The following is a 24,904-nucleotide window of genomic DNA, read 5'->3' as shown; positions in this document are numbered from 1 at the left end:
TCCCAGCGCGGCGGAGTTCACGGTGGCGCTGTGCCCGGACTGGTGGATCACGATCCCCGGCAGCTCGGTCGAGACGGCGTCGAGCTCGTCGCGGGTGGGGTGGCGCTGTTGGGCGAACTGCGCGTCGTCGTAGCCGAAACCGATGATTAGGCCGGCGCGATCCACCCGACCCGGGTTTCTCCCCGCCCATTCCGCCAGCACCGCCTGCATCGCGGCGATGTCGTTCACCTCCCCGTCGGGCGCGGGCAGCATGTTGGCGGACAGCGCCTGGACCCCGACCATGAAGACATGGCCGTGGGCGTCCACGAAGCCCGGGGATGAGCGCGCCCGGCGAGATCGACCATATCGGTTTCCGGGCCACGGTGGCGCATCACCTCCGCCTCCGTCCCCACGGCGAGGATATCGCCGTCGCGCACCGCGATGGCCTCGGCGCGGGGCCGGTCGTCCTGCATGGTGAGAACGGGGCCGCCGTGGAAGATTCGATCCGCCGCCTCTTGGGCGAAGGCGGGGGTAGCAATCATGAGCGGGGCGGAGAAAAGGAGCGGCGCGCGGTGGATCATGGTGGCCTCGTTCCGTTTGTGGCACGAGCCCCCGCGGCTACCGCGCTTAGTTTACCTAACGGCATGTATCCTGCAATTGAATCTCTCGCGCCGACGTCCCAAAGAGGTCGCGCCGCCGGGCGGCCCGGCACGAGGGCCGCCAACGACAACCCGAAGGAGCCTTGCCGCATGTCCGCCTTTCCGCCCGAACTGCTTTCAGAGGTCCGCGCGCGCTTCGCCCATGTGGAGGAATGCCCCTTCACCGGACCGCGCGTCTTTTTCGAGAACGCGGGCGGCGCGCTCACGTTGAAATCGGTGGCCGAGACCTCCGCGCGGTTCGCCGCGATCCCGGACAACCAGGGGCGCGACAACCCGGCCTCGGCGGAACTCATGCGCGTGATCGCGACGGCGCGGGCGGACATGATGCGGCTTCTGAACGCGCCCGGGGGGCAGATCGTCGTCGGCGAAAGCGGGACGGAGATGCTGTTCCGCATGATCCGCACCGCCTGCATGGCCGCGCCCGGCGGCGGGCAGGTGCTGGGCAGCACGCTCGAGCACCCGGCCTCGCGGAGCGCGGCGGCGCACTGGGCCGGGCACGCCGGGCTGGCACATGTTCTCGTGCCGCACGACGACGCCACGGGGACCGTGGGGCCCGAGGCCTACCGCGCCGCGCTCACGCCGGAAACGCATGTGGCGACGATCGTGCATACCTCGCCCGTCACCGGCATGGGCGTGGACATCGCGGGCGTCGCCGCCGCGATCAGGCAGGTCGCGCCGGACTGCGTGATCGTGGTCGACGGCATCCAGCACGCCGCCCATGGCGCCATCGACCTCTCCGAGGCGGGCGTCGACGGGTATGCGATCTCGCCCTACAAGATGTTCTCGCGGCACGGCTACGGCGTGGCGTGGCTCTCCGACCGGCTGGCGGCGCTGCCGCATGAATGCCTCGTCGGCGGCCCGGCGGAGCAGTGGGAGCTCGGCACCCGCGACACCGGCGCCTACGCCACGTTGTCGGACGTGGTCGGCTATCTCGACTGGCTGGGCGGGCAGGTGTCGGGCGAAACCGGGCCGCGCGCCCGGCTGGAAGCGGCCGCGGGGGCGATCCACGCCCATGAGCGCGCGCTCACCGACGCGATGCTCTTCGGCGCGGACAACCTGCCGGGCCTCGACGCGATGGAGCAGGTGCGGATCGTGGGCGGCGCGCAGAACCCGGCGCGGGAGGGGCTCGTCTGCTTCTGGGTGGAGGGCAAGCCCTCGGCCGAGGTCGTCTCGGCGCTGGGCGCGGAAGGCATCCGCGTGCACATCCGCAAGGACGACCATTATTCCGGCAACATCCTCGGTCCGCTCGGCCAGGCCGACTGCATCCGCGTCTCGATGTGTCACTACAACAGCGTGGCCGAGGTGGCGCGCTTCCTGTCGGCGATGCAGTCCATCGCCGCCTGAGGCCGGAACGGAAAACGCCCGGCGGTGCTGGCCGCCGGGCGTGGTTTCGGATCGGTCGGAACCGGTCTCAGGCGATCAGGCCATCCACCAGCGCTGGCTCGCCTTGCCGCCGTCGAGCTCCCAGTTCGCCGCGACCGCCTCGCCATAGGCCAGATCGTTCGAGACGCCCATGATGTAGTTGGCGAACATCGGCACCAGCGCGCCGCCGTCGTCGTGGATCAGGCGCTGCGCCTCGAAATAGAGCTCGGCGCGCTTCTGCTGGTCGAGCTCGGCGCGGGCCTCGTCCACGATGCCGTTGAAGGTCTGCGCGGCCTCGGTGGTGCGCCAGTCGGTGTCGTTCCACTCGGTGTCTTCGACGTAGGCCGAGGAGAACATCCAGTCCGCCGTCGGCCGGCCGCCCCAGTAGCAGGCGCACCATGCCTTCTTGTTCCAGACGTTCGACCAGTAGCCGTCCGAGGGTTCGCGCACGACCTCGACGGTGATCCCCGCCTCCGCGGCCGAGGCGGCAACGAGCTGCGCCGCGTCCACCGCGCCGGCGAAGGCCGCGTCCGAGGCCGAGAGCTGGATCGGCCCGCTGTGGCCCGACTTCTTGTAGTGGAAGGCCGCCTGATCGGGATCGAACTCGCGCTGGTTCAGCCCCTCGGCGTGGAAGGGCACCGCCGGCGACAGCGGGTGGTCGTTGCCCACCCTGCCGTAGCCCATCAGGATCTTGTCGACCAGTTCCTGCCGCTTCACCGACAGCTTCAGAGCCATCCGCAGGTCGTAGTTGTCGAAGGGCGCCATGGTGACCCGCATCGGGAAGGTGTAGTGCAGGTAGCCCGTCTTCTCGAGGATCGAGATGTTGGGCGCGCGGCCCAGGAGGTTCGCCGTCTTCGGGTCGACCCGGTCGATCAGGTGGACCGAGCCGTTCATGAGCGCGTTCTGGCGCGCGGTGGGATCGACGATCGACAGGATCTCGACCGTGTCGAACCAGGCCGCGTCCTCGACGTGATAGTCGTCGTTGCGCCGGCCGATCACGCGCACGCCGGGCTCGAAAGTCTCGATCTTGTAGGGCCCGGTGCCGATGGCCGCGGTGGGATCGATCGCGCCGTCCTGCGACGGCATGATCAGCAGGTGGTAGTCCGACAGGATGAACGGGAAGTCCGCGTTGCCCGACGCCAGGGTGACGACGAGCGTGTCGCCCTCGGACGTCATTTCGATCACGTCCGCCAGCAGGCCCTTGGCGGCCGACTTCGTGTCTTCGCCGCGGTGGTGGTTGAGCGAGGCGATCACGTCCTCGACCGTCAGCGTCTTGCCGTTGTGGAAGGTCACGCCCTGCTTGATCGGGAAGCGCCAGGTCGCGGCGTCGGGCGTGGCTTCCCACCCTTCGACGAGATCGCCGCGCAGCGTGCCGTCCGGCGCCACCTCGGTCAGCGAGTTGCCCCAGAGATAGCCAAGGTTCAGCATGAACCCGTTCTCGTAGGTCGCCGGGTCGAGGCTGTCGGTGGTCGAGCCGTGGCCCATCCCGATCTTGAGGTCGCCGCCGCGCTTGGGCGTCATCGCCATCGCCGTGTCGGCCATGCCGACAGCGGCGGGCAGCACCACGCCGGCGGCCATCAGCGACGAGATGAACTCCCGCCGCGAAAGGCGTCCCCGGCGCAGGCGCGCGCGTTGCAGTTCGATGAAACGGTCCTTCATGTGTCGTCTCCCTGGATATTGTCTTTAGAAATATTCTTCGCGGATGCCGAGGTTGGCAGGGACGCGTTGCTCGGATAGCATAGCAAGGCCCCGCAGCCGAGAGAACCCGTTTCGAAGCGGCGCGGCGCGGGGCGCGGGTTGGCAGACAGGGGAATATCGGCCCATGCATCCGGTCTTGCGGACGGTCCTTCAGCGCCTTGCGCTGGGCCTGCTCACGCTCTTCATCGTGTCGATCGTCATCTTCGCGTCGGTGCAGATGCTGCCCGGGGACTTCGCCGAGGCGGTGCTCGGCCAGGCGGCGACCTCGGAGACCGTGGCGGCCTTCCGCCGGGAACTCGGCCTCGACCAGCCGCCGGTGATCCGGTATTTCGACTGGGTCGGCGCGCTCGCGCAGGGCGATCTCGGCACGTCGTTCTCGGGGCGCGCGTCCTCTGGCGTCGACCGCTCCCGCGACGTGGCCGATCTGGTGGGTCCGCGGCTGGCCAACACGCTTTTCCTGGCGGGCATGACGGCGCTGATCGCGGTGCCGCTCGCGCTCTTTCTCGGCATCACCGCGGCGCTCAAGCGCAACAGCCTCTACGACAAGACGGTAAGCACCGCGACGCTGACCACGATCTCCTTTCCGGAGTTCTTCGTGGCCTACATCCTCATCCTGCTGCTCAGCACGCTCTGGCCCGTCTTCCCGAGCCTCGCCGACGTGGGCCGCGACATGCCGCTCTGGGACCGCGTCTACACCGCCGCGCTGCCCGCGCTGACGCTGACGCTGGTGATCGTGGCGCACATGATGCGCATGACGCGGGCGGCGATCATCAACCTGCTCGCCAGCCCCTACATCGAGATGGCGCGCCTCAAGGGGGAGCCGCCGCGCCGCGTCATCCTGCGCCACGCGCTGCCCAACGCCTGGGCGCCCATCGCCGCGGTGATCGCGTTCAACCTCGCCTATCTCGTGGTCGGCGTGGTCGTGGTGGAGGTGGTCTTCGTCTACCCGGGCATCGGCCAGCTCATGGTGGATGCGGTGAGCTCGCGCGACATCCCGGTGGTGCAGGCCTGCGCGCTGATCTTCGCGGCGACCTACATCCTTCTCAATCTCATCGCCGACATCATCGGCATCGTCACCAACCCGAGGCTCCTGCACGCCAAATGACCGACCAGACCGAAAGCTACTCGGCGGCAGGCGAGGTCGCTCAGCTCCGCACCCGCCGCTCGCGCCGGGAACGGATGTGGATCGAGCTCCGCAAGGCCCCCCCGACGGCCCTTCTGGGCCTCGGCATCATCCTGATCTACGCGTTCGTGGCGATCTTCGCGCCGTGGCTCGCCCCTTATGGCGAGGCGGAAGTTCTGGCACAGTCCTACGCGCCCTGGAGCGCGGAGCATCCGCTGGGCACGGACCAGATCGGGCGCGACATCCTCACCCGGCTGATCTACGGGGCGCGCAACACCATCGGCATCGCCTTCATCACGACGCTTCTGGCGTTCGCGATCGGCGTGTCGCTGGGTCTGATCGCCGCGATCAACCGCTCCTGGCTCGACCAGGTCATCAGCCGCGGCGTGGACGTGCTCATGGCGATTCCGTCGCTCATCTTCGCGCTGATGCTGCTGTCGATCTTCGGCTCCTCGGCGCTGTCGCTCATCCTCATCATCGCGGTGCTCGATTCCACCCGCGTCTTCCGGCTGGCGCGCTCGGTCGCCGTGGGCGTGGCGGTCATGGACTACGTGGAGGCGGCGCGGCTCCGGGGCGAGGGCCTCGCCTGGGTGATGCGCCGCGAGATCCTGCCCAACATCATGCCGCCGCTGGTGGCCGAGTTCGGGTTGCGGTTCTGCTTCGTGTTCCTGACCATCGCGGCGCTCTCCTTCCTCGGCGTCGGCATTCAGCCGCCCACCGCCGACTGGGGCACGATGGTGCGCGAGACGGCGAACCTCATCCAGTTCGCGCGCTTCGATCTGAAGGCTGGGCTCACCCCGCTGATGCCGGCGGCGGCGATCGCGCTGCTGACGGTGGCGGTCAACTTCGTGGTGGACTGGTTCCTTCACAAGACAAGCGGGTTGCGCGATGAACACTGAGCTTTCCGACACGACGTACGCCAAGGCCACGCCCGCGCCCGACCGGGATGGCGCGCCGCTGCTGGAGATCCGCGGCCTGAAGATCGAGGGCTTCGCGGACGAGAAATGGAACCCGATCATCAAGGGCGTGGACCTGACGCTGCATCGCGGCGAGGTGCTTGGCCTCATCGGCGAATCGGGTGCGGGCAAGTCCACCCTCGGCCTCGCCGCCATGGGGTTCGCGCGCTCCGGCGTGCGCTTCGCGGGTGGCTCGGTGCGCTTCGACGGCATGGACCTGCTGGCGATGCCGGAACGCAGGCGCCGCAAGCTCTGGGGCACGCGGATCACCTATGTCGCGCAGTCCGCCGCCGCCTCCTTCAACCCCGCGCACCGGCTGATCGAGCAGACCGTGGCGGCAGCGGTGCGCGAGGGCCTCAAGACCGAAGCCGAGGCCATCGCCGACGCCAAGGCGCTTTATGCCCAGCTTCAGCTTCCCGAGCCCGACAGGATCGGGGACCGCTACCCGCACCAGGTGTCGGGGGGGCAGCTTCAGCGGGTGATGACGGCCATGGCGATGTCGGGCCGTCCCGACCTCATCGTGTTCGACGAGCCGACCACCGCGCTCGACGTGACGACGCAGGTCGAGGTGCTGATGTCCATGCGCAGGATCGTGGACGAGTTCGACACCGCCGCGATCTACATCACCCACGACCTCGCCGTCGTCGCGCAGATGGCCGACCGCATCAAGGTGCTGCGCTACGGCGAGGAGGTGGAGGAGGCGCCCACCCGCGAGATGCTGGAGCACCCGAAGGAAGCTTACACCCGAAGCCTCTGGTCGGTGCGGAGCCTTCGGAAGCCCGCCGAACCGTCCGAGGACGTGGTCCTGTCGATCCAGGGCGTGGACGCGGCCTACGGCAACATGGTGCAGGTGCTGCACGACATCAGCGTCGACCTGCCGCGCGGCCGCACCGTGGCGCTGGTGGGCGAATCGGGCTCGGGCAAGTCCACCACGGCGAAGGTCGTCACCGGGCTGCTGCCGCCCTCGAAGGGCGAGATCCTGTTCGAGGGCGAGGCGCTGCCGCCGGAACTCAAGCAGCGCAACAAGGAGCAGCTGCGCCGCATCCAGATGATCTACCAGATGGCCGACACCGCGATGAACCCGCGCCAGACCGTGGGCGAGATCATCGGCCGGCCGCTGACCTTCTACCACGGGCTGAAGGGCCAGGCCCTCGAGCGTCGCGTGGTGGAGCTGCTCGAGCAGATCGAACTCGACGCGGGGTTCTACGACCGGCTTCCCGGCGAACTCTCCGGCGGGCAGAAGCAACGCATCTGCATCGCCCGCGCGCTGGCCGCCGAGCCGGAGATCATCATCTGCGACGAGGTTACCTCGGCGCTCGACCAGATCGTGCAGGAGGGGATCCTGAAGCTCTTGATGCGGCTTCAGAAGGAGCGGGGCATCTCGTATCTGTTCATCACGCACGATATCGCGACCGTGGAGGCGATATCGGACGAGATCGTCGTGATGTATCAGGGCCGCGTGGTCGAGCAGGGCCTGAAGGACCGCATCCTGTCGCCCCCGCATGCCGAGTACACCGAACTCCTGCTCTCGTCGGTGCCCGAGATGGATCCGGACTGGCTCACCCATCTCCTCGAAGAGCGCGGGCAGGACGAGACGGCGGCGGGCGCCTGACCCGCCGCAACGCTATTCGGCCGGCGCGGGTTGCGGGGCGGGCCGCGGCCTTGCGGTGTTCCCGGCGCCGGGCGTCGCGGGGCGGACCCTTTTGAGCCGCAGGGCGTTCATCAGAACGAAGACAGACGACAGCGCCATGGCCCCCGCCGCGAGCGCGGGCGACAGCAGAAGGCCGGTGGCGGGATAGAGCACCCCTGCCGCGACCGGAATGAGCGCGGTGTTGTAGCCGAACGCCCAGAAGAGGTTCTGGGCGATGTTGCGCATCGTCCGCCGGGACATGTCGAAGGCGGTGGCGACACCGCCCAGGTCGCCCGACATCAGCACGACGTCGGCGCTTTCGATGGCGACGTCGGTGCCGGTGCCGATGGCGATGCCCACGTCGGCATGGGCCAGCGCGGGCGCGTCGTTGATCCCGTCGCCCACGAAGGCCACGCGGCGCCCGCCGGCGCGCAGCCCGTCGATCGCGTCGATCTTGCCGCCGGGCAGCACGCCGGCCACGATCCGGTCGATGCCGGTTTCGCGGGCGATGGCCTCGGCGGTCTCCTGCTTGTCCCCGGTGATCATGGCGACCTCGAGGCCCTGCGCGCGCAGCGCGGCGATGGCCGCGGCGCTCGTCGGCTTCACCGGGTCGGCCACGGCCAGAACGCCGGCGAGCCGTCCGTCGACGGCCGCGAAGAGAGCGGTCCGCCCGCGTTCGGCCAGCCTTTTCTCCTCCGCTTCGAGGGGGCGGGTGTCGATGCCGTCCCGCGCCATCAGCCGGTCGGCGCCCACCAGAACGTCGCGGCCGTCGACCCGGGCGCGGATGCCGTGGCCCGCGATGGCCTCGAAACCCTCGGCGTCGGCGAGGCGCAGCCCCTCGGCCCGCGCGGCCCTGAGGATCGCGTCGGCCACCGGATGCTCCGACCCGGCCTCCGCCGCCGCCACGAGGGCCAGCACCTCCGCGCGCATCGCGCCCTCGGCCGGGATCAGGTCGGTCAGCTCGGGCCGCCCCTCGGTGATGGTTCCGGTCTTGTCGAGGGCGACCACCTTCGCGCCGCCCAGCGTCTCGAGCGCGTCGCCCTTGCGGAAGAAGACGCCGAGTTCCGCCGAGCGGCCGGTGGCGACCATGATCGAGGTCGGCGTGGCCAGCCCCATGGCGCAGGGGCAGGCGATGATGAGGACCGAGACCCCCGCCACCAACGCCATCGTGACCGCCGGCGCGGGGCCGAAGATCAGCCACGCGGCGACCGTGACCGCCGCCGCCGCCATCACGGCCGGGACGAACCAGAGCGTGACGCGGTCCACGAGGCGCTGTACCGGAAGGCGGGCGGATTGCGCCTCTTCCACCATGCGGACGATCTGCGACAGCGTCGTGTCGTCGCCCACCCGCGTCGCGCGGAAACGGAAGCTGCCGGTGCCGTTCACCGTACCGCCGGTGACGGTGTCGCCCGGGCCCTTGCCGACGGGCTCCGGCTCGCCGGTGATCATGCTTTCGTCGACGCGCGCCCCGCCCTCCGTCACCTCGCCATCGGTGGCGATGCGCTCGCCGGGGCGCACCACCAGGATCTCGCCCGCGCGGATCCGTTCGACGGGCACTTCCTCCACCTCGCCGTCGCGCAAGACGCGGGCGGTGCGCGGCTGAAGCCCCAGAAGCCGCTCGATCGCCGCGCCGGCGCGGCCCTTGGCGCGCGCCTCGAGGTAGCGGCCCGCCAGGATGAGAGTGACGATGACCGCCGCCGCCTCGTAATAGACCGCGCGCACGCCTTCGGGCAGAAGCCCGGGTGCGAAGGTGGCGACGACGGAATAGAGGTAGGCCGCCGACGTGCCCAGCGCGACGAGGCTGTCCATGTCGGGCGCCCCGCGCATGAGGGCGGGAAAGCCGCGCCGGTAGAAGCCGCGCCCCGGCCCTGCGAGCACGAGCGTCACGAGCGCGAACTGCAAAAGCCAGCTGGCCTGGTGGCCGATCGTCTGGCCGATGAAATGGTGGATCGCGGGGATCGCGTGGCCGCCCATCTCGATCAGGAAGACCGGCAGCGTGAGCGCCGCGGCCAGGATCGCACGGCGCCCGGTCTGGTACGCCTCCGCGTCGCGGCGGGCGCCCCGGCTTTCGCGCGCCTCGGCGTCCTCGGGCGTGGCGTCGTATCCCGCCTCGGCCACCGCGCGCACGAGATCGTCGGCGGATGCCGCGCCCTCGAGCATCGTGACGGTCGCGGTCCCGGCGGCAAGGTTCACGCGCGCCTCCAGCACGGCGGGCACGGCCGCGAGCGCGCGTTCCACCCGCCCCACGCAGGACGCGCAGGACATGTCGTCCACGGTGAGAGTCCGCGTCTCGGTGCGGGCGGGATAGCCCGCGGCTTCGAGCGCGTCGGCCGCGGCCGCAGCGGTGGCCGGATCGGCGACCGACAGCCGTGCCTGACCGGTGGCGAAATTCACGTTGACGTCCGACAGGCCCGGCACGGCCTCGAGCGCGCGCTGCGCCCGGCCCGCGCAGGAGGCGCAGTTCATGCCATCGATCGACAGTGTCAGCGCTTCGGTGCTCGTCATGGTGCCCTCTTCCGGCTTCGTCTTCGAGCCATAGATGGGGCTTCCAGTGACTGGAATGTCAACGGGCCCGCGGTGGGCGCGGACGACACGGGAAGGACGGCAGGCGCCTGGCGGACCGCGCGGGCCCCGGCTCAGAGCACCGTGTCGAGGGCGCGGCCGAGCTTTTTCACGATCTCGCCCACGTGGTCGTCCTCGATGATGAAGGGCGGGGCGAGCAGGACGTGGTCCCCGCGGCGGCCGTCGATGGTGCCGCCCATCGGGTAGCAGATCAGACCGGCATCGAAGGCCGCCGCCTTGAGCTTGCGGTGAAGGCCGAAGTCGGGGTCGAACGGTTCCTTCGTCTCGCGGTCCCGCACGAACTCCATCCCCAGGAAAAGCCCGCGGCCCCGGATATCGCCCACGTTCGGATGCTGGCCGAAGGCGGCCTCGAGCGCATCGCGCAGCCTGCCGCCCATCGTGCCCGCGCGCTCGGCCAGCCCGCCTTCGGTGAGTTTCGTCACCACCACGTCGGCCGCGGCGCAGGCGGTGGGGTGGCCGTTGTAGGTGTGACCGTGCTGGAAGAAGCCGGAGCCCGCGACGATCGCGTCGTAGATCGCGCCGGTGCAGAGCGCCGCCCCGATCGGCTGGTAGCCCGCGCCGAGCCCCTTCGCGATGGTCACGATATCGGGCGCGATCCCTTCCTGCGCGCAGGCGAAGAGGCTGCCCGTGCGGCCCATGCCGCACATCACCTCGTCGAGGATCAGCAGAACGCCGTGGCGGTCGCAGATCTCCCGGATGCGGGCGAAATAGCCCGGCACAGGGGGCACCGCGCCGGCCGTGGCGCCCACCACGGGCTCGGCGACGAAGGCCGCCACCGTCTCGGGGCCGAGGCGCAGGATTTCCGCCTCGAGCTCGTCGGCCACGCGCAGGCCGTAGGCCTCCAGGCTCTCGTCGTCGCGCCGGTCGCGGTAGGCGTAGCAGGGCGCGATATGGCTCGTTTCCACCAGCATCGGCGCGAAGGGCGCGCGCCGCCATGCGTTGCCGCCCGTGGCGAGCGCGCCGAGCGTGTTGCCGTGATAGCTTTGCCGGCGCGCGATGACGCGGTGGCGTTCGGGCTGGCCGATCTCGAGGAAATACTGTCGCGCGAGTTTCAGCGCCGCCTCCACGGCCTCGGAGCCGCCGGAGACGAGATACACCCGATCGAGACCCGGCGGCGCATGGGCCGCGAGCCGGTCCGCGAGTGCCTCGGCGGGCTCGGAGGTGAAGAAGCCGGTATGGGCGAAGGCCAGCGTCTCGGACTGGCGGCGGATCGCCTCGGCCACGTCACGGTCGCCGTGGCCAAGGCAGGAGACCGCCGCGCCGCCCGAGCCGTCGAGATAGGCCTTGCCCGTGCTGTCGTAGATGTAGACGCCCTCGCCGCGGACGGCGGTGGGCGGCAGGGAGCGGGGCGCGCGCGGAAAGATGTGGGACACTGGATCGGGCCGCTTTTGACTATGCCATGCAAGGGAGAAGCGAAACACATGCGTCACATGTTGACAAGACGTGAAACGAAATGGAACAAATCCGGGCGTGACGGTTTGCAGGGGGAGCGGACGCGTGCAGGAGCCTCTCGATGCGCGGCTTGCCGGATCCTACGCCGCGCTCAGCGCGACGCTGAAACAGGCGGCGGACTACGTCATCGACAATCCCGTGGCGGCGACCTCGCGGAGCCTGCGCGCGGTCGCGCAGGACAGCGGCGTGTCGCCCGCCGCCTTCTCGCGCATGGCGCGCGCGGTGGGCTACGACAGCTTCGAGGCGCTGCGCGAGGAGATGCGCGGCACGCTCGACCGCCGGATGAGCCGTTTCTCGGAACGCGCGGGCCTCATGTGCGACGCCCGCGCCGGTGGCGCCGCGGCGTTCTTCGAAAGCCACATGGAGGCCTGTTCCGCCAATATCCGCAGGCTCGGCGAGACGCTCGCGCCCGCCCGGCTCGAAGCCGCGGCGGAGGTGCTGCACGGCGCGCGCCGCGTCGTCCTGGTGGGCGCGCTGGGCTCCTCGGGCGTCGTCGAGCATGTCGCCTACATGGCGCAGTTCCTGTCGCCCGGCTGGACGCTCGCGGCGCGGGCGGGCGGGTCGATGGGCGCGGCGCTTGCCGGGCTGGGGCCGCAGGACGCGGTGCTCGTCGTGACCAAGCCGCCTTGCGCCACGGCCTCGCTGCGCGCCGCCGCGCTCGCCCGCGAGCAGGGCGCGGCGGTCATCGTCGTGACCGACACCCACGCCTGTCCGGCCTTGCCGCACGCCACGCATTCGTTCATCGTGCCGGGGCAGGGGCCGAATTTCTTCACCTCCTACACGTCGACGCTTTTCTTGCTGGAGGCGATCATGGGGCTCGTGGCCCGACGGGGCGGCGCGGAGGCGCGTCGCCGGATCGAGGAGGTCGAAGCGCGCAACCGCCGTCTGGACGAAGTCCAAGACGGCTGAGCGCACCCCGAAAGACGACATCAACCAAGAGGGAGACTGTGATGTTCCACAAAGCCAGACTCACCATCGCCGGGGCGGTCGCCGCGGCACTGATGGCCCCCGCGGCCTTCGCGCAGGATTTCATCACCATCGGCACCGGCGGCGTGACCGGCGTCTACTACCCGACCGGGGGCGCCATCTGCCGGCTCGTGAACAAGGACCGGCGCGAGCACGGCATCCGCTGCTCGGTGGAGTCCACCGGCGGCTCGATCTACAACATCAACACGATCCGCGCGGGCGAGCTGGAATTCGGCGTCGCGCAGTCGGACTGGCAGTATCACGCCTACAACGGCTCCTCCCGCTTCGAGGAGCAGGGCCCGTTCGAGGACCTGCGCGCGGTCTTCTCCGTGCACCCCGAACCCTTCACCGTGGTGGCGCGCGCCGACGCGGGCGTCACGACCTTCGAGGACCTCAAGGGCAAGCGCGTCAACATCGGCAACCCGGGCTCCGGCCAGCGCGGCACCATGGAAGTCGTGATGGAGGCGATGGGCTGGACCACCGATGATTTCGAGCTCGCCACCGAACTGAAGGCGGCCGAACAGTCCGCCGCGCTCTGCGACAACCAGATCGACGCGATGGTCTACACCGTGGGTCACCCCTCGGGGTCTATCCAGGAAGCCACCACGGCCTGCGACTCGGTGCTGGTGCAGGTCGACAACGAGACGATCCGCGAGCTCGTCGCCGAGCGTCCCTACTACCGCATGGCGACCATCCCGGGCGGCATGTATCGCGGCAATGACGCGGACGTCACGACCTTCGGCGTCGGCGCCACCTTCGTGACCTCCGCCGACGTGTCGGAAGAGGCCGTCTATACCGTAGTCAAGGCCGTGTTCGAGAACTTCGGCGACTTCACCGGCCTGCATCCCGCCTTCTCCGTGCTCAAGAAGGAGGAGATGGTGAAGGACGGTCTGTCGGCGCCCCTTCATGCCGGGGCCGAGAAGTACTACCGCGAGGCCGGCCTGATCGAGTGACGGCGCTGCGGCAGGGCGCGGGCCCGTCCCGCGCCCTGCCGATCCGAACGACAAGAGCGGGGCACGCGCGCCCGCCAGCAGGGGGATGCACGGATGAGCCAGAGGGAAGAGGCCCGCGGCCCGCTCACCGAGGAGGAACTTCAGGACCTCGTGGCCTCCAGCGACGCGGGCGCCCGGAACCCGGGTGGCGCCGTGGCGCTGCTGATCGCCGCGGTCGCGCTCAGCTGGTCCGTCTTCCAGGTGCTGCTGGCCTCGCCGCTCGCCAACTACGTCCTTCCGGGCGACATCATCAACAATTCGCGCCAGATCCACCTGGCCTTCGCGATCTTCCTCGCCTTCCTGGCCTATCCCGCCTTCCGCTCCAGTCCGCGCCGTTACGTGCCGATCCACGACTGGATCATGGCCTCCGTCGGCGCCTTCACGGCGCTTTACGGGTATTTCTTCTACGAGAAGGTGGTGCAGTCCGGCGGGCTTGCCGACGACACGGACAAGTGGTTCGCGCTCGTCGGGCTTCTGCTGCTCTTCGAGGGCGCGCGGCGCGCCCTGGGCCCCGCGATGGCGATCATCGCCACGATCTTCCTGGCCTATGTCTTCTTCGGGGCCTCCGCCTGGGTGCCCGAGGTGATCCGCTGGAAGGGCGCGTCGCTGCAGAAGGCGATGAGCCACATGTGGATCACGTCGGAAGGCGTGTTCGGCATCGCGCTCGGCGTCTCCACGAAGTTCGTGTTCCTCTTCGTGCTCTTCGGCGCGCTGCTGGAGAAGGCGGGCGCGGGCAACTACTTCATCAAGATGGCCTTCGGCGCGCTGGGCCACCTGCGCGGCGGGCCGGCCAAGGCCGCGGTCGTGGGATCTGCGGCCACCGGGCTCATCTCCGGCTCGTCCATCGCCAACGTGGTCACCACCGGCACCTTCACCATCCCGCTGATGAAGCGCGTGGGCTTCACCAGCGAGAAGGCCGGCGCGGTCGAGGTCGCGAGTTCCGTGAACGGCCAGATCATGCCGCCCGTCATGGGCGCCGCGGCCTTCCTGATGGTGGAATATGTGGGCATCTCCTACGTGGAGGTGATCACCCACGCCTTCCTGCCCGCGGCGATCAGCTACATCGCGCTCGTCTACATCGTGCATCTGGAGGCGGTGAAGCAGAACATGCCCACGCTCGGCGACCGGGTGGTCTCGCTCGGGCGCACGATCGGCGGCATGGCCGCGTTCTTCGCCGGGTTCGCGGCGCTCTGCTACGGCGTGCAATTCCCGGTGCGCTGGATCACCGCTCTCGTGCCCGAGGGCGCGGGCTGGGTCCTGTCGGCCCTTCTGTTCCTCGCCTACCTGGCGCTTCTGTGGCTCGCCGCCCAGAGCCCCGACCTCGAGCCCGACGATCCGAATTCGGAGGACGTGCGGCTGCCGGTCGTGGGCGAGATCTACAAGTCGGGCCTCTATTACCTGCTGCCCATCGTCGTGCTCGTCTATTTCCTGATGATCGAGCAGAAATCGCCGGGGCTTTCGGCCTTCTGGGCGACCATGCTCCTCTTCGTCATCCTGCTGACGCAGCGCCCTCTCAAGGCGGTGTTCCGCGGTGAAAGCGATCTGGCCGACCGCCTGAAGTGGGGCGTGCTGGACCTTCTCCAGGGGCTCATCGACGGCGCGCGCAACATGATCGGCATCGGCCTCGCCACCGCGACGGCGGGCGTCATCGTGGGGACCGTGACGCTCACCGGCGTGGGGCAGGTGATGTCCGAGCTGGTGGAGTTCCTTTCGGGCGGCAATCTCGTGCTGATGCTGGTGATGGTGGCGCTTCTGTCGCTCGTGCTCGGCATGGGGCTGCCCACCACCGCCAACTACATCGTGGTAAGCTCGCTCATGGCGGGCGTGGTGGTCGAGCTTGGCGCGCAGTCGGGGCTCATCGTGCCGCTGATCGCGGTGCATCTCTTCGTCTTCTACTTCGGGATCATGGCGGACGTAACGCCGCCCGTGGGGCTGGCGAGCTTCGCGGCGGCCGCCGTGTCGGGCGGGGACGCGATCCGCACCGGCTTCACCGCTTTCTTCTACTCGCTCCGCACCGTGGCGTTGCCCTTCTTCTTCATCTTCAACACCGATCTTCTGCTGATCGACGTGACCCTCGTGCAGGGGATCGTGACGGCGATCGTCGCCACGGTCGCCATCCTCGTCTTCACGGCGGGCACCATGGGCTGGTTCCTCACGAAGAACCGCATCTATGAAAGCGTGGCGCTGATCCTCATCGCCTTCGCGCTCTTCCGGCCGGATTTCTTCATGGACCGCATCCAGCCGCCCTTCCGCATGCTGGATCCCGCCAATCTCGCGCAGGCGGTCGAGGAGGCCGATCCGGGCGAAGAACTCCGCATCGTCGTTTCGGGCCCGGACTTCGACACCGGCGAGATCACCGAGACGACGCTTGTCCTGCCGGTGGCGCGCGACGCGCCGGGCGAGGACCTCCTCGCCGAGGCGGGCCTCGCGCTCGTGCCGCTGGAGGACGGCCGCGTGAGCTTCGAGGAGCCGATGTTCGGCACGCCCTACGCGCAGACCTTCCTGGACTTCGATTTCTACGCCGATCGGCCGATGACGATCGACAGCGTCAAGGCGCCGGCCGACCAGATGCCCAAGGAACTCATGTTCATCCCCGCGCTCGTGCTGCTCGCCTTCCTGGCGCTTCTGCAGCGCGCGCGCATGACCCGCCAGGAGGTCCCCGCATGACCGGCCCCGTTCTCTGCGCCGTCGACATCAGCAACGAAAACCGCGACCGCCACGTGCTGGAGGTGGCGGCGCGCCTCGCGGAGATGGAGGGCGCGCAGCTCGACGTCATCACGGTGGTGCCCGATTACGGCATGAGCGTGGTCGGCAGCTATTTCGACAAGTCGCATCACGACAAGGCGGTGCAGGAAGCGCGCCGCAGGCTCGACGCGCTTGCCGAGGCCGCGCTCGGCGCGGAGGCCAACAAGAAGGTCCGCCACATCGTGGCCACCGGGAACGCCTACCAGGAAATCCTTCACGTGGCGGAGACCGACGGCGCCAGCCTGATCGTGGTGGGCGCACACAAGCCGGATTTCCGGGATTACCTTCTGGGCCCCCACGCGGCGCGCATCGTCCGCCACGCAGGCTGCTCGGTGCACGTGGTGCGGTGATGCCGTCCGCGTTCCGCCCGCCTGCGCGCGCGGCGGGAGGTCCGATGCGGCCATGCCGTCGCGCGCGACGTTACCCCGAACGCGCCGGGCGCGCGGCCTCCGGGACGATCTCGCCGCCATCCGCCAGAGCATGACGAGGCGCGCGCGGGCCGGTGCGCGGCGTCACGATCAGGCGGGCAGGGTCCGAGAGTTTCACGACATCAAGCGGGCAGCCGTAGACCTGCTCCAGAAGTTCGGGCCGGAGAACCTCGCCGGCCGCCCCTTCGCCCGCGACGCGGCCCTCCTGAAGCAGCGTGACGCGATCGGCGAACATGGCCGTCAGCGTCAGGTCGTGCATCACCGCGATCACGCCGCCGCCCGCGCGGGCGTAATCGCGGGCCAGCTCCATCACCTGGAGCTGGTGCGCGATGTCGAGGCTCGCCACCGGCTCGTCGAGGAACAGCCAACGGGGGCCCTCGGGGCCCACCGGCTCCCAGACCTGGGCGAGCACGCGGGCGAGCTGGGCGCGGGCCTGCTCGCCGCCCGAGAGTTCCTGGTAGTGCCGGCCCTCGTAGCCTGCAAGGTCCACCCGCGCGAGCGCCGCGCGGGCGCGCGCGGTGGCGCCCGCGCCCGCCTGGCCGCCCGCCTCGGCGCCGAGGCGCACCACCTCGAGCACCGTGAAGGGAAAGGCCAGCCGCGTGAACTGCGCGAGGACCCCGCGCCGCCGGGCGATCTGCCAGGGGCGGAGCTTTCGCGGGTCCTCGCCTTCGAGCAAGAGCCGCCCCTCCGCGGCGATCTCGCCGGTGAGCGCGCGCATCAGGGTGGTCTTGCCCGAGCCGTTCGGCCCGACGATCGCGGTCAGCGCGCCGGGCATGGCGCGGAAGTCGAGGCCGTCGAGAACCCGGCGGCGGCCCAGCGTGACCGTGAGGCGGGAGGCGTCGATCATGCGCGCCTCACAGGTCCAGCACGCCGCGCCGGCGCAGGAGGATCCAGAGGAAGACCGGCGCGCCCAGAAGCGCGGTGATGATCCCGATCGGCAGTTCGGCCGGCGCGATGACCGTGCGCGACAGCATGTCGGCGCCCACCAGCAGGCTCGCGCCCAGAAGCGCCGCGTTGGGCAGAAGGCGGCGGTGGTCCGGCCCCGTGGCGAGGCGCAGGAGATGCGGCACGACGATGCCCACGAACCCGATCCCGCCCGAGACGGCCACCGCCGCGCCCGTCGCCGCGGCGACCGAGAGGATGGCGAGGTTCTTCATCCGCTGCACCGGCACGCCCATGTGCGCCGCGGCCGCCTCGCCGAGCGCGAGACCGTTGAGCCCGCGCGCGAGCCAGAGCGTCCCGGCCATCGCGGCCAGCATGATCGGTGCGGCCACGGCCAGCTTCGGCCAGGCCGCGCCGGCGAGGGAGCCGAGGCCCCAGAAGGTGAGATCGCGCAACTGCTGGTCGTTGGCGACGTAGACCAGAAGGCCCGTCGCCGCGCCGGCGAGCGCGCCGAGCGCGATCCCCGCCAGCAGCATCGTGGCCACCGAGGTCTGCCCCGCGCGGGTGGAGACGCGGTAAAGGACCATGGTCGCGGCCCATCCGCCGAGGAACGCGGCGACCGGCACGGTATAGATGCCGGTGGCCGCGGCGATCGCCGGCGGCAGCACGCCCCCCAGCACGATGGCCGAGACCGCCCCCAGCCCGGCGCCGGCGCCCACGCCGACGAGCCCCGGATCGGCCAGCGGGTTGCGGAAGAGCCCCTGCATCACCGCGCCGGAGACCGCGAGCGCCGCGCCCACCAGGAGCCCCGTGATGAGGCGCGGCAGGCGGATCTCGAAGATCACGATCCTTTCCTGCAGCGTCAGGCCCTCGCCCGAGAGGGTGCGGGCCAGGGCGTCGGTCAGCGACACGCCCGCCGCCCCCGTGGCGAGCGACGCCCAGCTCGTCAGAAGGGCCAGCGCGACGAGCCCCCATGTGGCGCGCCGCGCGAGCAGGCTGCGGTCGCCCGCGGCAGGAGGCGCGCCCTCGGCGATGGCGACCATGGCTCAGCTCTCGTTCGGGTAGAGCGCGGCGTGGAGATCGGCGACGGCCTCGGCCGTGCGCGGGCCGAACCCGAGGAGATAGAGCCCGTCCATCTCGACCAGCCGGCCGTCGCGTCCGGCGGGCGTGGCGGCGAGGGCCGGGTGCGACAGAACCCCGGCGCCGCCATGGCCCGCGCGGCCCTCCATCATCAGCACCACGTCGGGCGCCGCGGCGAGCACCGCCTCGTCGGTGAGCGGCTTGTAGCCCTCGAAGCCCGTGACCGCGTTCTCGCCCCCCGCGAGGCGGATCATGGACTCGGCCGCCGTGCCGCTGCCCGACGCCATGAGCCGTCCGCCCTCGGCCGACAGCAGGAAGAGCACGCGTGCCGGCTCGCCGATGTCTTCCGAGCGTTCTCGGATCGCGCGCATGTCCGCGCGGATCGCCGCGGCGAGCGCCGCCGCCCTGTCGTCAAGGCCGAGGGCCGCACCCACCGCCTCGACCTTCCGGGCGACGCCCTCCGCGTCGGTGGCGTCGGGGATCGTGACGAACGGGATTTCAGCCGCGGCCAGAAGATCGACCGTCTCGGGCGGGCCGGCGCCTTCCTCCGCGAGGATGAGGTCCGGCGCGACCGACAGCACGCCCTCCGGCGAGAGCCGCCGGACATAGCCAACGTCGGGCAGGGCTTCGGCGTCGGGCGGCCAGGTCGACGTCGTGTCGCGCGCGACCAGGCGGTCGCCCGCGCCGAGGGCAAAGACAGTCTCGGTGACCGAGCCGCCCACCGCGACGACGCGCTCCGCCGCGGCGGCGCCGAGCTGGAGGCAGAGGAGGGCGAACGCGGCGGCGAGGCCGGTGGGTCGGATGGTCATGCCGTCGCCTCCGCGGTCTCGGCCGGGGCGAGCTCGGCGGCCATGGCGTTCCAGGCCACGGGCTCGGCTTCCTTGCGCTTGCCGAAGCATTGCAGGATGAGCCGCCCCTCCTCGTCGAAGGCTTCGACCGAGATCGCGGGCCCGCGCTGCGTGGGTTTCCACACGCGCCAGACCTCGGCGACGTGATCCGCCCGCAGATGCAGGTTGAAGCGCGGGTCCATGACGTTCTGCCACGGCCCCATCGGGGTCAGCGTGTGGATCGTTCCGGCGTGGATCTGGATGCAGCCCGGATTGCCCACGAAGAGCATGATCTCGATGCCCTCGGCGGCAGAGCGCTCCAGCATCGCGGTGACGGCCTCGGCGGCGAGCGGCTCGGCATAGGGTGCGCCGGCCGCGCGGTAGGCGCCCAGGCGGTTCATCTTGAGCTTGGAGACGAGGCGCAGGAACTGGTGGGTATCGGTCATCCGCTCCCACTCCTTGCGCAGGATGTCGATCCTGTCCTCGCGGATCCACGCGCCCTCCGGCGGCGTGCGCGGCGCGGCGTCGAACTCGCGGCTTTCGTCGCCCGTGGCGAGCGTGGCGACGAGGCGATCGAAGGCCGCGACGTCCGAGGCGGGTTTCAGGTGCACCTTGTGGACCGCGTCGCCGGCGGCGTCGAAGACCTGCAGGCTGCGCCGGAGGCCGGCCTCCGTCTCCTCGGTCACCGCGAAGGCGTGGGCCCAGTGCTTGGGGAACGTGCGCAGGTCGATCTCGGGGCCGAGCACCATCGTCGCGTGCTCGCCGGGATGATACTCCAGATAGCTGCCCACCCGCTCATGCACCGCGCTCTCGTTGCGGGTGAGCGCCATGACCTCGCCAAGCTCCGTCACGGCGGGCATCAGCGCGTTCGGGTGCGCCGCGATCCGGGTCGCCGCGCGGCCGGTCTCGGCCGCGACGAGGGCGGCCTCGGGCACGCCGAGCGCCGCCGCGAGATCGCGGGCGCGCAGTTTCGGCCGCTCGGCGCGCGCCGCGAGGATGGCATCGGGGGAAATACGGGATGTTTCGCTCATGGGTCCGCCCTTTCTCGTCGTCCGGGCCTGCTCTGGCGGCGGCTCGAGGGCGCGGACTTCTCTTGACTGTTTCTGTCGGGATTCGTAAAGCTGCATTCCCGACACATCAAGTCAGAATTGCACGACGCGGTCACGCCAGCCCGACGCCAGCCCGACCCGCACCTGGAAAAAGGAAGGGAAAGGATGAGAACGGGCAAAGTGCGCCTGCTCTGGGGCGCCGCCGCGACGGCGCTGGCCGCGGGGCTCGGGGGGCAGGTCTCGGCGCAGGAGACGGAGGGCGGTTTCACGCCGCTCGGGCGACTGGTTCTCGGCGCCGGCACGGAGAAGGTGGCGATCGATACGCCGCAGGCGGTGACGGTGCTGGAACAGGAGGACATCGACCGCGAACAGGCGACGACCGTGGGCGAGCTCTTCGACACGGTGCCGGGGGTCGAGACCGGCGGCTCCGGCCGCCTTCTGGGCGAGGCGTTCAACATCCGGGGCATCGGCAACACCGAACAGACCGCGAGCCAGTCACGAATCATCGTCACCGTGGACGGTGCGCCGAAGTTCTTCGAGCAGTATCGCACCGGGTCCTTCTTCGGCGACCCGGCGCTCTACAAGCGGGTGGAGATCCTGCGCGGGCCCGCCTCCTCCACGCTCTACGGCTCCGGGGCCATCGGGGGCGTGATCAACTTCACCACCAAGGATGCTTCGGACTTCCTCGCGCCGGGGGAGACGGGGGCGCTCAGGTTCCGGGCGGGCTACGGCTCGAACGGGAACGCCTGGCGGGGCGGGCTGATCTACGCCGCGCGGCCCGACGAGAACGCCGAGTTGCTCTTCGCGCTCAACCGCGGCACGTCGGACGACGTGGAAGACGGCGACGGCACCACGCTGGACGGCACCGCCTATGAACGCTGGTCCGGGCTGGTGAAGGGCACCTTCCACTTCGGGCAGAACGACGACCAGTCGCTGCGCCTGTCGTGGTCGCGCACCGACGGCGATCTGGCCGACACGGTTGTGGCGCAGACGGGCGGCCCCGCCGTGGCGGGCTTCGGCACGGCCGACATCCGCAGCCTCGACGACACGGTGACGCTGTCGTGGGATCACCAAGGTGCAGGCAACCCATGGCTCGACCTCGACGTGACGTTGTCGTGGTCGAACACCGAGGTGGAGAAGCGCGACTTCTCCGCTGGTTTCCTCTGCGCGCCGGGCATCTTCCTTGTCCTTTGCGATAACGACGCCGCCTACGAGACCCTTTCGCTCAAGGCCGAGAACACCATCGAGTTCGGCAGCGGCGCGTGGGAGAACTACCTGACCTTCGGCACGCAGCTCTCGCAGCAGGAGCGCACGGCGTCTTCTTCCCTGGGCGCATTGCCCTTCCATCCCCAGGGAACGGACAGCCGCGCCGCGATCTACGCGCAGGGCGAATTCATCTGGAACGACCGGCTGACCCTCATCCCGGGGGTTCGGCTGGAAAAGGCGTTCCAGGATCCCGGCGCCGCCGCCGAGGCGGCGGGCGCGCGCGCGACGGAGGAGCTCGCCGTCTCGCCGAAGCTCGCCGTCATGTACGAGCTGAACGACGCGTGGTCCGTCTTCGGATCGCTCGCGCGCACCGAGCGGCTGCCGACGCTGGACGAGCTCTATTCAAGCGAAGGAGAAGTGCAGCGCGGGCCCCTCTTCTTCGGCCCGCGCACGCCGAGCCTCAACCTCGACCCCGAGATCGCCACCACGGTCGAGATCGGCCTCGCATACGAAGGCTTCGACGTGCTGAGCGAGGGCGACAGCCTGCAGCTCAAGGCGACGGCCTTCAACAATTCGATCCGCGACCTGATCGCCTCGACGCCCCGCGCAACGGGGCCGACGCCCGGACAGGCGGCGGTGCCCTATTTCTCGAACATCGACAGCGCGCGGATCTGGGGCCTCGAACTCGAGGGCGCCTACGATGCCGAGGGCTGGTTCGCGAACGCCGCCTATTCGCTGGTCCGTTCGGAGGACGAGAGCACCGGCGAGACGCTGACCGACACGCCCGCGGACACCCTCTCGCTTACGCTGGGCACCAGGCTGCCGGAACGCGACCTGCGCCTCGGGTGGCGGGGCAACTGGGCGAACAGCATCACGACCGCCTCGGCCGAGACGAACGGCGACAGCTATGTCACCCATGACCTCTTCCTCGACTGGACGCCCGACTCCGGGCCGCTCGAGGGCATGACGGTGAACCTCGCCGTCGAGAACGTCACGGACGCCACTTACCGGCCCAACCTGCAGCTCGACAACGCGCCGGGCCGGACCTTCAAGATCGCGCTCACGAAGGAGTTCGACTGGTGATACGACAGTTTGTCCCGACCCTGCTTGTTTCCCTGGCCATTGCAGGCGCCGCGGCCGCGAGCGAAGGGGAGACCGACCGATCGCTCCGGCTGGAGCTCAACACAATGACGCAGACGGAGAGCGCCTGCCGTCTGACCTTCGTGGTGGACAACGCGCTGGGCGCCGATCTCGACGCCCTCGTCCTCGAGACCGTGGTCTTCGACGCCGGAGGCGTGGTGGAGCGGCTGTCCCTCTTCGATTTTCAGTCGGTGCCGGAGGGGCGGACCCGGGTGCGCCAGTTCGACCTGCCGGGCGCCGAGTGCGCGGCGCTCGGGCGGGTTCTCGTGAACGCGGCGGAGGACTGTTCGGGCGCGGGCCTCGAGGCGGGCGCCTGCATGGAGCACCTGCGGCTGGAAAGCCGCGCGGATCTCGAGGTGTCGGGATGAGCGAGCTGGCTGAACTCTTGGCCGGTCTGCGCGAGGCCGTGGCGCTCGGCGGGCCGGTGGTGGCGCTCCTTGGCGCCGTGTCGATCGTGGCGCTCGCCGTGGTGCTGGCCAAGCTCTGGCAGTTCCGCGGCCTCGGCGTGGGCCGGCACGAGGCCGTCCGCCGCGCGCTCCGCGAGGCGGACGCAGGCGCGGAAGCCGCCGCGCGGGCCGCCCTGGCGCGAAGCCCGAGCCACCTTTCTCCCGTGCTCGCCCGCGCCCTCGGCGCGGGGGCCGGGCAAGCCCGCTCCCGCCTTTTGGCCGAGATCGACGCCGGGCTCGCGCGCCTGGAGTCCGGGTTCCGCCTGCTCGATTCCGTCGTTCAGCTCGCCCCGCTTCTCGGCCTTTTCGGCACGGTGCTCGGGATGATCGAAGCGTTCCAGGCCCTGCAGGCGGCCGGGGCGGCCGTCGATCCCTCGGCGCTTGCCGGGGGGATCTGGGTGGCGCTGCTGACCACCGCGGTGGGCCTCGGCGTGGCGATGCCCACGGCGCTCTGCCTCACCTATCTCGAGTCCCGCGTGGCCGCGGAGCGCGCTCTCGCGGACGAGGCGCTGGAGGTGCTGCTGCGCCCGGGGTTCGGCCCGGGCCCCGCGCCGGAGGCCGCGGCTCACGTCGCGGGGCTGGCCCATGCGTAGCGCGCCCGGCTTCCGCCGCCGTCGGCTGTCGCTCACGCCACTCATCGACGTGATCTTCCTGCTGCTGCTCTTCTTCATGCTCTCCTCCACCTTCACGCGCTTCGGGGAGCTGCCGCTCGCGGCCGCGGCGGGCGGCGCGATGCCGGGAGACGCGCCTCCGGTCTTCGTGCGGCTCGCGCCCGACGCGATCAGCGTGAACGGCGAGGCCACGGCGCTCGAACACGCGGCGGCGGCGGTCAGGGATCGTCTGGGGGAGGACGGCCGCGCCGTTCTGGTCAGCCTGCAAGGGGAGGTCACGGCGCAGCGGCTGACCGATCTGCTGGTCGCGCTCCGATCCGTCCCGTCCGCCGACGTCCGGGTGCTCGGCTGACCGTGGCGGCGAGGCGGACATATCGCCGCGCGCGGGGGGAGCCCACGATCGCGCTCATCAACGTGGTCTTCCTGATGCTCGTCTTCTTCCTGGTCGCCGGATCGCTCGCGCCTCCGCTCGACGGCGACGTGCAGCTCGTCCGGGCGGCGGAGCTCGACCGGAGCGCCCCGCCGGACGCGCTGGTGATCCGCGCCGACGGCACGACGCTGCATCGCGGCCAGCCGGTGTCGCCCGCAGACTACCTCGCCCGGCGCGTCGATGACACGGGCGCACCCGCCCCGGCCGCCCGCCTCGTGCCCGACCGCGCGCTCCCCGCCCGCCGCCTGGCGGACATCGCGGGCGCGCTGCGCGCGGCCGGGGCGGGGGAGGTGATCCTCGTGACCGAGAGGGCGCTGCCGTGACGCCACGGGCGCTCGTCCTCGCCGGGGCCGTCTCGGCCGCGCTTCATCTCGCCGCGCTGGGCCTCGTCCTGCGCCCCGAGCCCGACGCGGCGATGGCAGGGGGCGGCGCGCCGGTCGCGGTCGCGCGCCTGGGCGACAGCTTCGCCGATCTCGCCGCAGGCGGCGCGGCCTCTCCGCCCCCGCCCGCCGAACAGACGCCGGCCGAGGCGGCACCGGCGCCGCAGGCCACGGAGGCGGATCGCTCCGAAGCCGTCGCACCCGCAGGCAGGGCGCCTGTCGCCCGCCAGCTCGCCGCCGCCCCGGCCGAGCCCGAGCAGGCGCCCGCGCCTGCGCGACG

General features: G+C 70.6%; 20 protein-coding genes and 2 pseudogenes. 14 read left to right on the top strand and 8 right to left on the bottom strand.

Annotated features, from left to right (window positions below; genetic code table 11):
- Positions 1–45: 45 nt before the first annotated feature.
- Positions 46–282, bottom strand: a pseudogene (locus AB6A66_RS13600) (amidohydrolase family protein); the annotation flags it as partial.
- 446 nt (positions 283–728) lie between these two features.
- Here AB6A66_RS13600 and AB6A66_RS13595 point away from each other — a divergent pair.
- Positions 729–1,982 carry an aminotransferase class V-fold PLP-dependent enzyme gene (locus AB6A66_RS13595; RefSeq protein ID WP_371056308.1) on the top strand — a complete coding sequence of 418 codons (1,254 nt, stop codon included), beginning with the start codon at positions 729–731 and terminating at the stop codon, positions 1,980–1,982.
- A 75-nt stretch (positions 1,983–2,057) separates the two neighbouring features.
- Here the strand turns inward: AB6A66_RS13595 and AB6A66_RS13590 are convergent, their stop codons facing one another.
- The gene (locus AB6A66_RS13590) at positions 2,058–3,659 is read right to left on the bottom strand and encodes an ABC transporter substrate-binding protein (protein ID WP_371056307.1); all 1,602 of its coding nucleotides are present in this window, start codon (positions 3,657–3,659) and stop codon (positions 2,058–2,060) included.
- A 163-nt stretch (positions 3,660–3,822) separates the two neighbouring features.
- Here AB6A66_RS13590 and AB6A66_RS13585 point away from each other — a divergent pair, with 163 nt between their 5' ends.
- Genes AB6A66_RS13585 through AB6A66_RS13575 form a run of 3 tightly spaced genes read left to right on the top strand, consistent with a single transcriptional unit; the run spans position 3,823 to position 7,389 of the window.
- The gene (locus AB6A66_RS13585; protein ID WP_371056306.1) at positions 3,823–4,803 is read left to right on the top strand and encodes an ABC transporter permease; all 981 of its coding nucleotides are present in this window, start codon (positions 3,823–3,825) and stop codon (positions 4,801–4,803) included.
- Positions 4,800–5,720: an ABC transporter permease gene (locus AB6A66_RS13580; RefSeq protein WP_371037163.1), complete on the top strand. Its 921-nt coding sequence runs from the start codon at positions 4,800–4,802 to the stop codon at positions 5,718–5,720. The genes AB6A66_RS13585 and AB6A66_RS13580 overlap by 4 nt, the downstream gene beginning before the upstream one ends.
- Positions 5,710–7,389 (top strand): ABC transporter ATP-binding protein, encoded by a 1,680-nt coding sequence (locus AB6A66_RS13575; RefSeq protein ID WP_371056305.1) that lies wholly within the window; start codon positions 5,710–5,712, stop codon positions 7,387–7,389. The genes AB6A66_RS13580 and AB6A66_RS13575 overlap by 11 nt, the downstream gene beginning before the upstream one ends.
- Before the next feature lie 12 nt (positions 7,390–7,401).
- On the opposite strand, the gene AB6A66_RS13570 is transcribed toward AB6A66_RS13575, so the two are convergent.
- Complete coding sequence (locus AB6A66_RS13570; RefSeq protein WP_371056304.1) at positions 7,402–9,912, bottom strand: copper-translocating P-type ATPase; 2,511 nt, start codon at positions 9,910–9,912, stop codon at positions 7,402–7,404.
- Positions 9,913–10,043: 131 nt separating this feature from the next.
- A complete protein-coding gene (locus AB6A66_RS13565) occupies positions 10,044–11,363 on the bottom strand; it encodes an aspartate aminotransferase family protein (protein WP_371056303.1) in 1,320 nt (439 codons plus the stop codon).
- A gap of 124 nt (positions 11,364–11,487) precedes the next feature.
- Here AB6A66_RS13565 and AB6A66_RS13560 point away from each other — a divergent pair, with 124 nt between their 5' ends.
- From AB6A66_RS13560 to AB6A66_RS13545, 4 genes are all read left to right on the top strand, one after another.
- Positions 11,488–12,351, top strand: a complete 864-nt coding sequence (locus tag AB6A66_RS13560; RefSeq protein ID WP_371056302.1) for a MurR/RpiR family transcriptional regulator — start codon at positions 11,488–11,490, stop codon at positions 12,349–12,351.
- Between the two features lie 41 nt (positions 12,352–12,392).
- Positions 12,393–13,361 (top strand): TAXI family TRAP transporter solute-binding subunit, encoded by a 969-nt coding sequence (locus AB6A66_RS13555; protein ID WP_371037158.1) that lies wholly within the window; start codon positions 12,393–12,395, stop codon positions 13,359–13,361.
- 93 nt (positions 13,362–13,454) lie between these two features.
- Positions 13,455–16,067 carry a TRAP transporter permease gene (locus tag AB6A66_RS13550; RefSeq protein WP_371056301.1) on the top strand — a complete coding sequence of 871 codons (2,613 nt, stop codon included), beginning with the start codon at positions 13,455–13,457 and terminating at the stop codon, positions 16,065–16,067.
- The gene (locus AB6A66_RS13545; RefSeq protein WP_371056300.1) at positions 16,064–16,495 is read left to right on the top strand and encodes a universal stress protein; all 432 of its coding nucleotides are present in this window, start codon (positions 16,064–16,066) and stop codon (positions 16,493–16,495) included. Before AB6A66_RS13550 ends, AB6A66_RS13545 begins: the two co-directional genes overlap by 4 nt.
- Before the next feature lie 70 nt (positions 16,496–16,565).
- On the opposite strand, the gene AB6A66_RS13540 is transcribed toward AB6A66_RS13545, so the two are convergent.
- From AB6A66_RS13540 to AB6A66_RS13525, 4 genes are read right to left on the bottom strand one after another with little or no spacing between them, the layout of a single operon-like run.
- Entirely contained in the window at positions 16,566–17,420 is an 855-nt protein-coding gene (locus AB6A66_RS13540; RefSeq protein WP_371056299.1) for a heme ABC transporter ATP-binding protein, read from the bottom strand.
- A gap of 7 nt (positions 17,421–17,427) precedes the next feature.
- A complete protein-coding gene (locus tag AB6A66_RS13535) occupies positions 17,428–18,498 on the bottom strand; it encodes a FecCD family ABC transporter permease (protein ID WP_371056298.1) in 1,071 nt (356 codons plus the stop codon).
- 3 nt (positions 18,499–18,501) lie between these two features.
- Positions 18,502–19,344 (bottom strand): hemin ABC transporter substrate-binding protein, encoded by an 843-nt coding sequence (locus AB6A66_RS13530; protein ID WP_371056297.1) that lies wholly within the window; start codon positions 19,342–19,344, stop codon positions 18,502–18,504.
- Entirely contained in the window at positions 19,341–20,393 is a 1,053-nt protein-coding gene (locus AB6A66_RS13525; protein WP_371056296.1) for a hemin-degrading factor, read from the bottom strand. Before AB6A66_RS13525 ends, AB6A66_RS13530 begins: the two co-directional genes overlap by 4 nt.
- Before the next feature lie 183 nt (positions 20,394–20,576).
- Here AB6A66_RS13525 and AB6A66_RS13520 point away from each other — a divergent pair, with 183 nt between their 5' ends.
- The 6 genes and pseudogenes from AB6A66_RS13520 to AB6A66_RS13495 form a co-directional block, all read left to right on the top strand.
- Complete coding sequence (locus AB6A66_RS13520) at positions 20,577–22,700, top strand: TonB-dependent receptor domain-containing protein (RefSeq protein ID WP_371056295.1); 2,124 nt, start codon at positions 20,577–20,579, stop codon at positions 22,698–22,700.
- Positions 22,697–23,125, top strand: a complete 429-nt coding sequence (locus tag AB6A66_RS13515) for a hypothetical protein (protein ID WP_371056294.1) — start codon at positions 22,697–22,699, stop codon at positions 23,123–23,125. Before AB6A66_RS13520 ends, AB6A66_RS13515 begins: the two co-directional genes overlap by 4 nt.
- The gene (locus tag AB6A66_RS13510) at positions 23,122–23,796 is read left to right on the top strand and encodes a MotA/TolQ/ExbB proton channel family protein (RefSeq protein ID WP_371056293.1); all 675 of its coding nucleotides are present in this window, start codon (positions 23,122–23,124) and stop codon (positions 23,794–23,796) included. Before AB6A66_RS13515 ends, AB6A66_RS13510 begins: the two co-directional genes overlap by 4 nt.
- Positions 23,789–24,166 carry a biopolymer transporter ExbD gene (locus AB6A66_RS13505; protein ID WP_371037148.1) on the top strand — a complete coding sequence of 126 codons (378 nt, stop codon included), beginning with the start codon at positions 23,789–23,791 and terminating at the stop codon, positions 24,164–24,166. Before AB6A66_RS13510 ends, AB6A66_RS13505 begins: the two co-directional genes overlap by 8 nt.
- A gap of 2 nt (positions 24,167–24,168) precedes the next feature.
- Positions 24,169–24,567, top strand: a complete 399-nt coding sequence (locus AB6A66_RS13500; RefSeq protein ID WP_371037147.1) for an ExbD/TolR family protein — start codon at positions 24,169–24,171, stop codon at positions 24,565–24,567.
- Positions 24,564–24,904: pseudogene (locus AB6A66_RS13495) on the top strand (hypothetical protein); the annotation flags it as partial. The gene AB6A66_RS13500 and the pseudogene AB6A66_RS13495, both read left to right, overlap by 4 nt.

Source organism: Rhodosalinus sp. K401 (assembly GCF_041365735.1).
GTDB lineage: Bacteria > Pseudomonadota > Alphaproteobacteria > Rhodobacterales > Rhodobacteraceae > Rhodosalinus.
Note: the sequence above shows the minus strand (reverse complement) of the source record. Positions and strands in the feature narration are given on the sequence as shown.